The sequence below is a fragment of the Eubacterium uniforme genome (assembly GCF_900167115.1).
GTDB lineage: Bacteria > Bacillota > Clostridia > Lachnospirales > Lachnospiraceae > Eubacterium_S > Eubacterium_S uniforme.
Window position 1 is genome coordinate 59,345 of record NZ_FUXZ01000010.1, and the last position, 15,105, is coordinate 74,449.

13 protein-coding genes are annotated in these 15,105 nt (G+C 33.2%); 12 read left to right on the top strand and 1 reads right to left on the bottom strand.

Annotation, left to right across the window (positions count from 1 at the left end; all coding sequences use genetic code 11):
- From B5D16_RS08590 to B5D16_RS08630, 9 genes are all read left to right on the top strand, one after another.
- Window positions 1-243 carry a heavy-metal-associated domain-containing protein gene (locus tag B5D16_RS08590; RefSeq protein WP_078766578.1) on the top strand — a complete coding sequence of 81 codons (243 nt, stop codon included), beginning with the start codon at window positions 1-3 and terminating at the stop codon, window positions 241-243.
- A 102-nt stretch (window positions 244-345) separates the two neighbouring features.
- Window positions 346-918 carry a hypothetical protein gene (locus tag B5D16_RS08595; RefSeq protein ID WP_078766579.1) on the top strand — a complete coding sequence of 191 codons (573 nt, stop codon included), beginning with the start codon at window positions 346-348 and terminating at the stop codon, window positions 916-918.
- A 161-nt stretch (window positions 919-1,079) separates the two neighbouring features.
- A complete protein-coding gene (gene glpK / locus B5D16_RS08600) occupies window positions 1,080-2,579 on the top strand; it encodes a glycerol kinase GlpK (RefSeq protein WP_078766664.1) in 1,500 nt (499 codons plus the stop codon).
- 22 nt (window positions 2,580-2,601) lie between these two features.
- Window positions 2,602-4,494 (top strand): leucine-rich repeat protein, encoded by a 1,893-nt coding sequence (locus tag B5D16_RS08605; RefSeq protein WP_078766580.1) that lies wholly within the window; start codon window positions 2,602-2,604, stop codon window positions 4,492-4,494.
- Window positions 4,495-4,739: 245 nt separating this feature from the next.
- Complete coding sequence (gdhA, locus tag B5D16_RS08610; RefSeq protein ID WP_078766581.1) at window positions 4,740-6,092, top strand: NADP-specific glutamate dehydrogenase; 1,353 nt, start codon at window positions 4,740-4,742, stop codon at window positions 6,090-6,092.
- Between the two features lie 164 nt (window positions 6,093-6,256).
- Window positions 6,257-7,165 (top strand): DUF4886 domain-containing protein, encoded by a 909-nt coding sequence (locus B5D16_RS08615; RefSeq protein WP_078766582.1) that lies wholly within the window; start codon window positions 6,257-6,259, stop codon window positions 7,163-7,165.
- Between the two features lie 16 nt (window positions 7,166-7,181).
- Window positions 7,182-8,369 (top strand): esterase/lipase family protein, encoded by a 1,188-nt coding sequence (locus B5D16_RS08620; RefSeq protein WP_078766583.1) that lies wholly within the window; start codon window positions 7,182-7,184, stop codon window positions 8,367-8,369.
- Window positions 8,370-8,517: 148 nt separating this feature from the next.
- Entirely contained in the window at window positions 8,518-9,153 is a 636-nt protein-coding gene (locus B5D16_RS08625; RefSeq protein WP_078766584.1) for an NUDIX hydrolase, read from the top strand.
- An 86-nt stretch (window positions 9,154-9,239) separates the two neighbouring features.
- Complete coding sequence (locus B5D16_RS08630) at window positions 9,240-10,043, top strand: MerR family transcriptional regulator (protein WP_078766585.1); 804 nt, start codon at window positions 9,240-9,242, stop codon at window positions 10,041-10,043.
- 43 nt (window positions 10,044-10,086) lie between these two features.
- On the opposite strand, the gene B5D16_RS08635 is transcribed toward B5D16_RS08630, so the two are convergent.
- On the bottom strand, window positions 10,087-10,836 hold the full coding sequence (locus B5D16_RS08635) for an AraC family transcriptional regulator (protein ID WP_078766586.1): 750 nt from the start codon (window positions 10,834-10,836) through the stop codon (window positions 10,087-10,089).
- Window positions 10,837-11,393: 557 nt separating this feature from the next.
- On the opposite strand from B5D16_RS08635, the gene B5D16_RS08640 reads away from it, so the two are divergent.
- From B5D16_RS08640 to B5D16_RS08650, 3 genes are all read left to right on the top strand, one after another.
- Window positions 11,394-12,788: an MATE family efflux transporter gene (locus B5D16_RS08640; RefSeq protein ID WP_078766587.1), complete on the top strand. Its 1,395-nt coding sequence runs from the start codon at window positions 11,394-11,396 to the stop codon at window positions 12,786-12,788.
- 1 nt (window position 12,789) lies between these two features.
- A complete protein-coding gene (locus tag B5D16_RS08645; RefSeq protein WP_078766588.1) occupies window positions 12,790-13,812 on the top strand; it encodes an NAD-dependent epimerase/dehydratase family protein in 1,023 nt (340 codons plus the stop codon).
- Window positions 13,813-14,034: 222 nt separating this feature from the next.
- Window positions 14,035-15,072 carry a hypothetical protein gene (locus B5D16_RS08650; protein ID WP_078766589.1) on the top strand — a complete coding sequence of 346 codons (1,038 nt, stop codon included), beginning with the start codon at window positions 14,035-14,037 and terminating at the stop codon, window positions 15,070-15,072.
- The last annotated feature ends 33 nt before the right edge of the window (window positions 15,073-15,105 follow it).

Sequence of the window (15,105 nt, forward strand, 5' to 3'; positions counted from 1 at the left end):
ATGTTTGGGAAAAATAAAGATTTAAAAGAGATAACTCTTGAAATAGAAGGAATGGCGTGCCCTATGTGTGAGGCGCATATGAATGATGCTATTAGAAAGCTTTATCCAGAGGCCAAAAAGGTAAAGTCTTCACATAAGAAAGGCATTACCACATTCCTTAATAGTGATATTCCTGATGAAGAAAAATTATCTACAATTGTAGAGGAAACAGGATATGAGTTAAAGTCGATGACTGTAAAATAATAAAATGAGTATGTTTTTGGAAACTTGATTTTTTCGTTAAAATATTGTATTATGTGCTTGATTGGAAGTTGAATAATTTTCGATGTACATGGAGGAATTTGAATGAAAAAAAGAGGTATAATTATTGCCGTATGTTTAAGTGTTATGATGTGCTTGGGAGCATGTAGCAATAAGAAAGAAAAAGAAACAACTACTAAAGAGTCTAGTACTAAAGGAGAAGTGCAGACTACAGTGGAACAGACAGAGATTAATACCACTGAAACTAAGAATGAAACTGAAAAATCTACAGTTGATGAGACGCAGGAAAAGACTGAAAAGTCAACTAATGAACCATATTCTTCAGATGCTTTTGATGGAACATATACTGATGAAAGAGATAGTAATACAATTATAGAGATAACAACTAATGATGAAGTTACTACAGTTAAAATAAGTATGGCAGTTAGTGTTACTGAAAGTAAAGAGTGGACATTTTCTGGTAAATTCGATGAGGCTGGTACTTTGAAGTATACAAATTGTGTTAAGAATACTGTAAATTATACAGATGAAACCACATCAACTGCTACAGAGGAATATAAGGATGGAAAGGGTTCGGTTACAATAGCCGATGACGTTCTTACTTGGAATGATGAAGAAGAAGGAACAAGCCCTGAAGGCGCATATAAAAAATTATAATTAATAAAGACATAAAAGGGTATGTAATATGAGGTGTTCTCTGATTTACATACTCTTTTTGTTTAATTGTATACATTGTTTAAATATTGTATAATACAGGAGTAGTTATTATCTACAGAAGGTAAATAATGTATAGAAAAACAAATGGAGGTTTTTATAATATGAGCAAGTATGTACTAGCTCTTGATCAGGGAACAACTAGTTCAAGAAGTATTTTGTTTGATAAAGAAGGTAATATCATTAGTAGTGCACAGCAGGAGTTTGAACAGATATTTCCAAAACCAGGCTGGGTTGAACATAATCCTAATGAGATATGGTCAAGCCAAATAGGTGTTGTTGCACAATGCCTAGCAAAGGTCAATATGTCGGCAGGGGATGTTGCTGCTATTGGGATTACAAACCAGCGTGAAACAACAATTGTTTGGAATAAAGAAACTGGTGAACCTATTTATAATGCTATAGTTTGGCAGTGTAGAAGAACAGCTGAAAAGATTGATGATTTGTTTGGAAGTAAGGATGATGAAGATAAGGTGGAAATACGTGAATATGTAAAGCGTACCACAGGTCTTATTCCAGATGCATATTTTAGTGCATCAAAGATAGCATGGATTCTTGAAAATGTTGAAGGCGCAAGAGGACTTGCTGATGAAGGAAAGTTGCTTTTTGGAACAGTTGATACATGGCTTTTATATAAGTTAACAGGTGGCACAGTTCATGCAACGGATTATACTAATGCATCAAGAACGATGTTATATAACATTAAGGAAAAATGTTGGGATGAAAGACTTCTTGATTTATTTAATATTCCAAAAAGTATGTTGCCAGAAGTTAAACCATCATCTGGATTGTTTGGATATAGTAATAAGGATATCATAGGAGCATCAGTTCCGATTAGTGGAATTGCTGGAGATCAACAGTCAGCTCTTTTTGGTCAGTGTTGCTTTGAGAAAGGTGAAAGTAAGAATACATACGGGACAGGTTGTTTTCTTTTGATGAATACAGGTGATGATCCAGTTGAATCTAAAAATGGATTGTTAACAACTATGGCCGCAACTGCAGATGGTAGTGCAGGGTATGCACTGGAAGGAAGTGTTTTTATTGCAGGCGCTGCTATTCAATGGCTTCGAGACGAGTTAAAGATCATAGATAGTGCACCTGAGAGTGAAAAGTATGCAACATCTGTTCTTGATAATGGTGGTGTTTATGTTGTGCCTGCATTTGCTGGGCTTGGAGCACCTTATTGGAATCAGGATGCTAGAGGTATCATCACAGGACTTACTAGAGGTAGTAGTAGAGCTCATATAATAAGAGCAACTCTTGAGTCATTAGCTTTTCAAACTGCGGATGTTCTTCGTGCAATGGAAAAAGATTCGGGAATTAGTCTTAAAAATTTAAAAGTTGATGGTGGAGCTAGTGCTAATGATTTCCTTATGCAGTTTCAAAGTGATATATTAGACAGGAAAGTTTTAAGACCTAAGGTTGTCGAAACAACAGCCCTTGGATCAGCGTATCTTGCTGGTCTTGCGGTTGGATACTGGGAGGATACAGAAGAGATAAAGAAAAATGTTGGTATTGGAAAAGAATTCAATCCAGCGATGTCAGAAGATGATAGAAAAACAGTTTTAGATGGATGGGATAAGGCTATTTCTATGATAAAATAAGATTTATTTACAGGAGGAAAATATGAACATAAAAAAGAAGATTTTATTTCTTTTAGCTGTATGCATTATGTGTTTCATGGGAGTGAATGCATTTGCTGATGGTTTGGTAGTAAAAGAAACAGGAGTAATTACTAGTGATAATCAGGTGTTTAAGGTTAAGGCACCAACAAAGGAGAATGGACAATATTATTATGCATATACTCCAAAGGAGAATGGTGTATATCAGTTTAGTTTAACTGTTGACGATGATAGATATGAATTATCACCTGCACTTGTTACACCAGCAGGTGATCTTAAGACATTTTCTGTTTCAGAAAAAGGTGTTGCAACAGTAAAGTATACATTAAGAGCTGGTGAGAAGATTTATTTGGGATTAATTATTAGACCTTCAAAAGAACAGGAAAGAGAAGTTAACGTTAAACTTACAGTTAGCAGACTTGAATCAAAAGCACAGATTAAGATTCTTGATAATAACTATAATGGTACCGAAGTTTTAAAAGATAATGTAAAAGGCTTATCTTGGGATAAGAAAACATCAACTCTTACAATTAATAATTATACAGGAAATTTAAGTAATGATCTTGTTATATATACTAGTGAAAAAGAATCTGTAAACGAAGTTGTATTTGTTGATGTTAAGGGGACTAATACACTTAAGTTTACAAGTGGAGGCATTCGTAGTGATAATAACAATATAGAATTAGAATTTATTGGCGATGGTGAGTTGAATTTTGCTTATGATAAAGTTAATGCTAATGGAACAGCAATTTGGGCTGAAAAGGTGATGATTGATGGTCCTTCAATTAATATTGTAGGTGCTTTTAGTAATAGATGTATTTACGTAGGTAGCTTTTTAATGAAGTCTGGAACAATCTATGTAGATACATATCCTTATGCTAAAGAAGAAGGTTATTCTGCTTATACATGTATTGAAGCTTGGTATTCAATTACAATGGAAAATGGAACTGTGATAGTAAAAATGGAAGCTCCATATGATAAAACTACTATTTATGGAAATAACGTATTATATGCTCAAAATAAAGTTGATATTTTAAATGGTACAATTATTATCACTGGTAGTGATAAGGTATTAGAAGGTCGCGGTAAAATTGCTTGTGCAAATGGTGAGGCAAATATTAGTAAAAATGTAAAGATTTATAGAGGAAGTAGTATAGATATAAGCAAGTTTAAACTTGAAGTTATTGATAAGAAATTAGAATATGATGGAAAAGAAAAGAAGGCCAGAGTTAATGTTGAAGGTTTGAAGATTGGAAGAGACATAAAGGTAGAATACAAGAATAACATTAAACCAGGTAAGGCTGAAGTTACAGTAACAGGTATTGGTAATTTTAAAGGGACTTTAAAAGGTTATTTTGAAATAACTCCTCCAGTTGCTAATGGAGCAGCTGTTGGAACTGTTATTAATGATGGGCAGTATAAATATAAGGTTACTAAGGCTGGAAGCAAGAACGGAGTTTTGGTTGGATCTGTTTCAGTGGTTGGACTTAAGAAGAAAACAATCAAGAAAATTGTTATTGCTAAAACTGTAGTAATAGATGGAGTTACTTATAATGTTGTTTCAATTGGTAAGAATGCATTCAAGAAGAATACGAAAATAACAAGTGCTAAGATTGGAAAGAATGTTGTTAAAATTGGAACTGGCGCATTTTCAATGTGTAAGAATTTAAAACTGGTTAAGACATATTCTAAGAAATTGAAGACTATTGGTTATAAGGCATTCTTTAGATGTACTAAGTTAAAGAAGGTGTATGTAAGATCAGTTAAATTAAAGAAGGTTAGTAAGAAAGCATTTGCTGGTACTAAGTATACACTTGTTGTAAAGGTTCCAAAAAAGATGAAAAAGACATATGTAAAGGTGTTTATGGGAACTGGTTTTACAGGATTGGTTAAATAAGAGGTATAGAAGTTCTGGATATGAAAGTATCCAGAACTTTTTTGACTGAATTATTAAAAAGTGCTTGATAAATAAAAAACAACGTGATAAAATACGAATTAGCGAAATGAAGCGGATATATAAAAGCCAAAGGAGGCATACCCAAGGGGGTATTGCCTCTTTTTGATTTATAACGTAGGGTTTTAGTCCGTATAGTTTTGAAATATGGCATAAGCCAAATATTAAAAGTATAGGAGAAATTAAAAATGGCAATTACAAATGAGTACTTAAAAGGCGTTCTTGCAGACGTTGAAAAAAGAAATGCAAATGAACCTGAATTCATTCAGGCAGTAACAGAGGTTCTTGAAACACTTCAGCCAGTAGCTGAAGCTAGACCAGACTTAGTAGAAGCTGGTGTATTTGATAGAATCGTAGAACCAGAAAGACAGATTATCTTCAGAGTACCTTGGGTAGATGATAACGGTAAGGTACAGGTTAACAGAGGTTTCAGAGTACAGTTTAACTCAGCAATCGGACCATACAAGGGTGGTTTAAGACTTCACCCATCAGTATATATCGGAATTATTAAATTCTTAGGTTTCGAACAGATTTTCAAAAACTCACTTACAACACTTCCAATGGGTGGTGGTAAAGGTGGTTCTGACTTCGACCCTAAGGGTAAGAGCGATGGAGAAGTAATGAGATTCTGCCAGAGCTTTATGACAGAGCTTTCAAAGCATATTGGCGCTGACACAGACGTTCCAGCTGGTGATATCGGAACAGGTGCTAGAGAAATTGGTTTCATGTTCGGTCAGTATAAGAGACTTAGAGATGAATTTACTGGTGTACTTACAGGTAAGGGACTTACATATGGTGGATCACTTGCTCGTACACAGGCTACAGGTTATGGTCTTTGCTACTTCACAGATGAAATGTTAAAGGCTAACGGTAAGTCATTTAAGGGTGCTACAGTAGCTATTTCAGGTTCAGGTAATGTTGCTATTTACGCTACAGAAAAAGCTACAGAACTTGGTGCCAAGGTTGTTACTGTATCAGATTCAAACGGATATGTTTACGATCCAGACGGAATTGATCTTGATGTTGTTAAGCAGATCAAGGAAGTTGAAAGAGGACGTATTAAAGAATATGTTGGAAGAACATCACACAAGAATGCAACTTACACAGAAGGTTGCAAGGGTGTTTGGACAGTTAAATGTGATATCGCTCTTCCATGTGCTACACAGAACGAAATTGATGGCGAATCAGCTAAGGCTTTAGCAGCAAATGGTTGCTACTGTGTATCAGAAGGTGCTAACATGCCTTCAACTCCAGATGCTATCGAAGTTTACTTCGCTAACAAGATGCTTTATGGTCCAGCTAAGGCTGCTAATGCAGGTGGTGTTGCTACATCAGGTCTTGAAATGAGCCAGAACTCAGAAAGACTTTCATGGACATTCGAAGAAGTTGATGGTAAGCTTAAGGGCATCATGCAGAACATCTTCGCTTCATGTGATAGCGCTGCTAAGGAATTTGGTATGGAAGGTAACTACATGGCTGGTGCTAACATCGCTGGTTTCCTTAAGGTTGCAGAAGCAATGAAGGCTCAGGGTGTATGCTAATTAGTAGTTAATATCTGATTAAAATATGATTTATTACGCTCTGTCGTTTTATACGACAGAGCGTTTTTTATATTTGGAGATTGTATAGAAGTATGATATATTAAATATGAAGTTTTAGAATTATTTGATCATAATAGGTTATTTACCTAAAAAGTGAGGTATGTATGAATAGTAATTTCAGAAATAAAAGTGGTAGAATGTTGGTAGGATTACTTAGTATTATTATGATACTAAGTTGTATATTAACTTTTAATATAAATAGAGTAGAGGCATCTGGTAAGAATGAAAAAAAGGAAACATTAAAAATTCTTGCCATAGGAAATAGTTTTGCGTATAATACTTTGCATTATGTATCGGAAATGGCAACGGAGTTAGGGTATGAAGATGTTGTTGTGGGAAATTTATACATAGGTGGTTGTTCTCTTAATAAACATTGGAAAAATGCAAGAGAGAATCGAGCTGTTTATGAATATGGTAAGAAAAATGGGAAATTAAATCAGAAAAAATGGAGAAGAAAATATGATGTTTCAATGGACCAGGCTCTTTTAGATGAAGAGTGGGATTATATTGTGATGCTACAGTATAGTGGTGATAGTGGAAAGTTAAAGACATATAAGAATCTTAACAAATTGGTAAAGTTTGTAAAGAAAAGGATAAATAAAAATACAAAGTTAATTTGGAATATGACATGGGCTTATCAGGGGAATTATAAGAAAAAAAGATTTGCATATTATAAGTATGATCAGAAACTCATGTATAAAAAAATAGTTAAAGTAACGAAGAGAAAGATTAAGAATAATAAAAATTTTATTATGGTTATTCCATCTGGTACAGTGATTCAAAATGCAAGAACTTCTTCATATGGAGATCATTTTACGGTTGATGGAAGACATTTAAATAAGAAAGCAAGATATATGGCTAGTCTTGGGTTTGTATGTACACTATTAGATGTGAAACCTGAAAAAGTATCATATCAACCTAAAGGAATAACAAAGAAAACACGAATAATAGCTATTGAAGCGGTAAATGAAGCAATAAATAATTCTTATAATATAACCAAAGTTAATAAGTAAGGAGTTATATGGATTTATGAATAAAAAAAGATTAAAAAGATTGGGATTTGGTAATAAATTACTTTTAGTATTTGCTGTGATATTAATTCCTGCACTTGTTTGGATTATAGGTGAAATATCAAAGAAGGGTATAAAGAAAACGTGGAGTGATAATTATAAAAGTATTCTATTAATATATTTTTTTGAACTAATTATATTTTGGATAGGAATTATACTTGTTTATTTATCTTCAAGACAGTTAGGATTTAAGTTAAGACTAATAGGCTTCTTGGTCGGTCTAATTCCGATTTTAAATTTGATTGCCCTATTAAAGATTATAAGTGTAACTGGAAGGGAGTATAGAGTCGAAAAGGCAAAGAATAAACTTAATGAACGTCGAGCTTCTGAGAAAATATGTAAAACAAAGTATCCATTGCTTATGGTACATGGTGTATTCTTTAGAGATTTTAAACATTTTAATTATTGGGGAAGAATACCTGATGAATTAGAAAAAAACGGTGCAAGTATTTTTTATGGAAATCATCAATCGGCTTTAGCGGTAGCTGGAAGTGCAGAGGAACTTGCAAGAAGAATAAAAGAAATATTGAAGGAAACAGGATGTGAAAAGGTTAATGTGATTGCACATTCTAAAGGAGGTCTTGATACTAAATATGCGATAGCTATACTTGGAATGGGTGATTATGTAGCATCGCTTACAACAATTAATACACCACATAGAGGTTGTGAGTTTGCAGATTATCTTTTAGATAAAGCACCAGTTAGTTTAAGAGATAAGGTGGCATCAGGATATAATGCAGCCCTTAAGGCAGTTGGTGATGAGAATCCTTCGTTTATTGATGCGGTAACTGATCTTACGGCTTCTGGATGTAAAAAGATAAATGAAGAAATAGGTGAATTTGATTTTAAATCTCATGGAGTTTATACACAGAGTGTTGGTTCGTGGATGAAGAAAGCAACAAGTGGAGCATTCCCGCTTAATATGTCATATCACTTAGTTAAGTATTTTGATGGACCTAATGATGGGCTTGTAGGTGAAAAATCTTTTGAATTTGGCGAAAAATATACATTTCTTGAAAATAAGAAAAACAAACGAGGTATATCACATGGTGATATGATTGATTTAAATCGAGAAAACATAGATGGATTTGATGTTAGAGAGTTTTATGTTCAATTAGTATCAGATTTAAGAAAACGAGGAATGTAGAGCAATAATATGAATTATCAGTATGATTCTTTTACTTTAAATTATTGAATAGAATTATATATAGTAGTATAATGATACTAAGTGTTATAATTATCAAAATGATACTAAGTACACGTAAATAGTGTTTTATAATTATGAGGAGGTTATTATGGCAAAGAAGGTTAAACTTGAAAAAATTGCAATTGAAGTTAATGTGCTTATTACAGCTATTGTGGGGGATAAACTTGAAGTTGTAATGACAAAGAGAGCAGAAGCACCATTGAAAGGCAAATTAGAAATATTAAATACTAATGTGACTAAAACAGAAAGCCTTGATGATGCTGCTAAGAGATTAGTAAAAGAAGTTACAGGATTTAAGAAAGTTGAAGTGGCTCAGTTAGGAACATATGGTGATGTTAAGAGAAAGCCAGATGATAGAGTTATTTCTGTTGCATATATTGCATTTATTCCTATGAATACATTTGATGCAAAGGCTGCAGGAGTAGAGTTCTATGCAGTTGATGATTTAATTAAATCAAAGAACATTGCATTTGATAATAAGAAGATGGTAGAAGATTTAAAGAATAAGCTTAAGGCAGAAGTAACATATACGGATGTTGCATTTAAGTTTGTTGAAGAAGAATTTACACTTCCAGATTTACAGAGAGTTCACGAAGTATTACTTGAAAAGAAGTTATTCAAGACAAACTTCCGTAGAAAGATTGTAGATCTTGTTGAGCAGACAGAATTCCAGATGGTTGGTGACGCTCATAGACCAAGTAGAGTATATAAAAGAAAAAAATAAAATTTTAAAAAGTTGTTGACTCTCACATAATGTTAGGGATTAAGATAATGGTGAGCTCAATAAAACGTCCATGGAGGTAGGAACATATGCTTAAAATAGGTGAATTTTCAAAATTATCCAGAATAAGCATCAGAATGTTGCGTCATTATGACGATATAGGCTTGTTAAAACCGGCTGAAATTGACGATATGACAGGGTATCGTTATTATCACGAAGAACAACTTTTTGTGGCAGGAAGAATCACATCATTAAAAGATATGGGATTTGCACTAGCGGATATTATTAAGATTTTAGACAATTATGATAATAAAGAAATAATGGAAGAATTTCTGCTAGAAAGACAAAAGGAACTATCAAAGTTATCTGAAGAGACACAATATAAACTGATGCTTCTGGAGACAGCTAAAAAAAGGCTGAGGAAGGAGCAAAACATGAATTACGATGTTACAATAAAAACAATACCAGAAAGATATGCGGCAACTGTTCACATGGTTGTACCACATTATGAAGATGAAGGAATCTTATGGAATACTTTAAGACAGGAATGTACAGATTTAGTACCTGCTGAACCATGTTTAGCAGCAGCAGAATTTCTTGATAATGAATATAAGGAAGAGAATGTTGATATTATAGCGTGGATGACTGTTAAAGGAGAACATAAGGATACGGAACATGTTAAGTTTAAAACACTTCCATCTGTTAAAGTTGCAAGCTGTGTTGTAAAAGGTGGATATGAACAGATGGCAGATGCTTATGCTACAGTTATATCTTGGATTAATTCAAATGGTTATAAAAATAATGGACCAATGTTTAATATTTATATTGTTAGTCCTGCTCAAACACAAAACCCAGATGAATATGTAACTGAGATTTGTTTCCCAGTAGAATAGAAAAATTAAAGATTAAAATACCTGCACGTTAGTGCAGGTATTATTAGTTTAAAGTAATATCTGAATAATCTAGATGAACTCTGTAATCATTAGGTGTTTGGCCAGTTATCTTTTTAAAAGCCGCAGTAAATGCACTATGTGATGAAAAACCAAGAGACTGAGCAATATAAGAAGCAGAGTAATCTGTCTTTGCAAGCATGTTTTTAGCAGTTGAAATCTTAACTTGTAGTATGTAAGATTTTACTGGTGTTCCAACTTCCTTAGCAAATAGTTTAGAAAAATAACTTTCATTTAAATTTTCTAAGTTGGCTAATTGCTTTAATGTTATTTGCTCATGTAAATGGTCATATATATAGTCAATAGAATGCCTAACGTATTTAGAGTAAGGTTTATGCTTATTTAAACCTTTCATCTTTTTAGCAAAATCAATATGAGCCATAACAATTAAATCAAGCACATCATTTACATTAGTACAAGTGTCGGCTTTTTGAATATAGATATCGCTTGTGGTATAAGCAATATCATGAGGAAGCCCAGCGTTGATGCAAATTCTTGCTACAACTGCAACTGATACAACTAAATGGTAAATGCAATTTCTAACGGGATCTTTTGACAAAACCCCTTTACCTTCAAAGAAGTTATCTTTAATCTTAGCATAATTCTTTTTAACCTGTTCAACATTGCCAGTCATAATGTCGTTATATCTTGAAAATTCCTTTTTAATATCAAGTCTTACAAATTCTTCATTCCTTTGTAAATATAATCTATAAATCAATTCCTTATTTGTATCCATAACATACTCCTTTTATGGTGTAATGTATTATATTGTTATTTCATATATAAGCATTCGCAAATTTATATTATCTATCTGTGACTCAGCTCGCGCACAGTGCGGGCTACCCCTAGCCACACTAAGTTCGAAAGTATTTGTTTTATTGTGGTTTATATTTTTCATTCGTATAATGACAACATTATATGCTGATAAAGTGAAGCAATACATTTAAGTGCAAGCACTTATGAATTGCTTCACTTTATCACCACATAACGCTTCGCGTTATGCGAATGAAAAATATAAATCACAAACAATTACTTTCTCACTAAGTGTAGAGACCCGCAATGGTCCCAGATAGAGAATATACAATTTGTTTATGCTTATATATGAAATAACAATATAATACATTACACCATAAAAATGTAAAATAGGCAATATTTTTGTAATAGTATTTTGGGAAAGATGTGTATAATGTAGTTGTATGGTTTTATAAATAAATTAGGTTTTATAAATGGTTAGAGAGATTGATTTTACATGATAACTTGTTATTTGTGTAGAATGAAAAGGAAAAAGAGAATATGAAAAAAGAGGTTGTTGATTTTACAAAAGGGGAGCCTATAAGGTTGATTATCCCCTTCTATATTCCTTTATTGCTCACAAGTTTGCTTCAACAGATATATAATTTTGTTGATGCACTAATTGTTGGGCAAGGTCTTGGAGATGATGCACTTGCTGCAGTTGGAAATATGGGATCCATATTTTTCCTTATTGTAGGTTTCTCATTTGGATTAGCAAATGGCTTTGGTGTTTTAGTTGCGCATAGTTTTGGAGCTAAAGATTATGCAGAACTTAGAAGAAGAATAGCATCAATAGTACAGTTAGCATGTGTATTAGCCGTGGTACTTACATCGTTAAGTTTATTTTTCCTAAAAGATATTTTAATATTTTTAAGAACAGATAAAGTGATAATTAAAGATAGTTTGGCATATGGATATATTGTATTTGCTGGATTATTCAGTTCGATTTCATATAATGTTTGCGCGTCAATCTTAAGAGCATTAGGAGATAGTAAGACTCCGCTAAAAGCGATTGTTGTTGCATCAATTTTGAATTTATCACTTGATAGTTTCTTTATATTTGTGCTTCATATGGGTGTGTGGTCAGTTGCAATAGCAACTGTTATTTCACAGATTGTTTCAACATTAGTATGTTTTAACAGGTTGAGACAGATTAGTATTATAAAATTAACAAAATCGGATTTCCAAAATGAAAAGCATGTATACATAGACCTAATCAAAAATGGTGTGCCTATGGCATTTATGAATTCCATAACTGCCATAGGTTGCATGGTGGTTCAGTATTTTGTTAATGGATATGGAGTTAATTATACATCAGCTTATGCTGCATGTAGTAAGTATTTGAATCTCTTTATGAATCCAGCTTGTACGGCAGGACATGCGATGAGTGCATTTACTAGTCAGAATTTTGGTGCTAAAAAATACAAAAGAATCAAAAATGGACTTAAAGTTTGTTTAAGTATATCTTTTATAACATATTTAACACTTGGAATGGCAATGGTATTTGCTCCTAGATTTTTAGCTAATATCCTTCTTGATGGAAACAAATCAATTAGTTTAGCAGCAGAGTTTTTACCGATATGTGGAGCAACTATAATTGCAGTTGATTGCCTCTTCGTATTTAGAAGTGGTGTTCAGGCTATGGGTAATCCGATGATACCTATGTGGTCAGGTGTTTTAGAAATGGTTTTAAGGATATCGACGATTGCATATTTTATGAGTAGAGTTGGATTTAGGGCAACAGCATATGCAGAGGTCGCTGCTTGGACAGGAGCGCTTTTGATAAATATGGTGGCATTTGCTGTGATACTTAGTAGAAATCTTAGTAAGTCTAAAGCATATGATTTAGATAATATAAGTGTGGAAGGTAATATCGTGGTTACAAAGGAGGGATAAATTGAAAGCATTATTTATAGGCGGAAGTGGAACAATAAGTGCTGCAATAGTAAGAAGATTATCCGAAGAATTAAATTGGGAAGTTTATATATTAAATAGAGGTAACAGAGATCTTGGTGATTTAAAGAATGTTACTCAAATTATAGCAGATATTAATGATGAAGAAGATGTTCTTAATAAACTTGGTGACATGAAGTTTGATGTTGTAAGCGAATTTATAGGATTCACTGTTGATGCGGTTGAAAGAGATTATAGATTATTTAAAGATCGAACAAATCAGTATATTTTCATAAGTTCAGCATCTGCATATCATAAACCTGCATCAGATTACTTGATTACAGAAGGGACAACTTTAGCAAATCCACATTGGGAATACTCGAGAAACAAGATAGCTTGTGAGGAATTTCTAATGGATAAATATAGAAATGAAGGATTTCCAGTAACAATTGTTAGACCTAGTCATACATATGATGAAAGAAGTATTCCATTAGGAGTACATGGTAAAAATGGATCTTTCCAGGTTATTAAACGAATGTTAGAAGGAAAGCCTGTTATTATTCAAGGTGATGGAACATCACTTTGGACTCTTACATTCAACAAAGATTTCGCCGTAGGCTTCACAGCCCTTATGGGTAATCCTCACGCCTATGGCGAAGCTTTCCAAATTACTGGTGATGAAACTCTTTCATGGAATCAGATTTATCAGACAATTGCAGAGGCACTTGGCGTTGAATTAAATGCATATCATATTTCATCAGAATACTTAAGTGCAGTTGGCGATAAATATGGTTTTGATTTTGAAGGAAGTTTAATTGGAGATAAAGCTGTTAGTGTTGTTTTTGATAACAGCAAATTAAAACGAATTGTTCCAGATATGAAAACAAACATACCATTCTCTGAAGGAGTTAGAATTGCACTTGATTATGTTATGTCTCATGAAGAATGTCAGGTTGAAGATCCTGAATTTGACTCATGGTGTGATAGAGTAATCATAGCTTTAGAGAATGCCAAACTAAGCGTTTAAACAAACAAATCAATATAAATTTCTTACCCCCGGCGGCGTCTATATGGCGCCGCCATTTTCACAGAAATATTGTCTGATTACTTGACAAAGCAAAGTAGCTAAGTTATATTTTTTTTACACTACTTGATACTACAAAGTGGTACATTTTATAAAATAAGATATTAATACTAGTATTGAAAGGAAGAATCGCTATAGATAAATATTGAATTAGGGGAGGCTTGTATGCAAATTAAGTTTGGAGATGGGATAATAACATTTATCGATAATGAAAAGGAATATTCTTTTAACTCACATGCGACAAATATGAATTCTTATACTAAGCATGATCTTATCGATAGAGAAAAGCACAGAGTTAGAGAAAATAGTTTTGATGAAAATGGAAAAAGATTTAAAATAGTAGATGTGGCAATAGGAAACAATATGGCTGCGTGGTATGTAGAGGAATACTTCTTTGATGGAGAAAACTATAAGCGTTCTAAGAAAGAAAATATTTACTTGGGTGATTTTGAATCGGGAGAAGAGCGTGTAATATATAGGGGCGAATGCTACGGTGATTTGTGTTTTGATGGAGATGATTTGTATTTTAACATTGGAAACAAAGTAGCGGTACATCACCTATCAACTGATACTTTCGAGATTCTGTTCAAACATTCTGGTATTAAAAAAGATGGGTTAGAGCTTCATATTACACCAAAGCGTATCTTTTATCAACATTGGAGTCACAGTTCTAATAACACAATGTGGTATGATCGAGAAACAAAAGAAATAGTTAATCCACGTTTTGATGGGAGACCTTTATTTTTCCTAAACGATGAGTTACTTATCTATGGTGGTGTGGAACATACTTGGAAATATGATGTTGCGACAAGGAAGAAAAAACGCCTTTTCAGTAATAAAACAATGGATTTAATTTTTAAGATGGTAGCAGCATTTTTCGGCGTACCAGATGAATACTGTGACAGATATCATAGTATGTTTGCATCTGTTGACTTACAGGATTACAAGGACGGAAGGCTGTTTTTTAAGAGTAATTGCAGTTATAATCATGAAGGCATGAGTTCAGAAGAAAAACTAAGTGAGTGCCATGACTTAGGCTTACCGATGTCCCTTCATACGGTTATTTCTAGTAACACAACAGGCGAAGATATTAGAATAGAAGCTGAACCTAAAGATATTATTCGCAAGGAAAAACCTTATACAATTCACTATAAGAACCTTGATTTTATGGATGTTTCGTTGTGGACATATCAAAATAATTAAAAAAACAGTTCTACTCGATATGAGTAGAGCTGT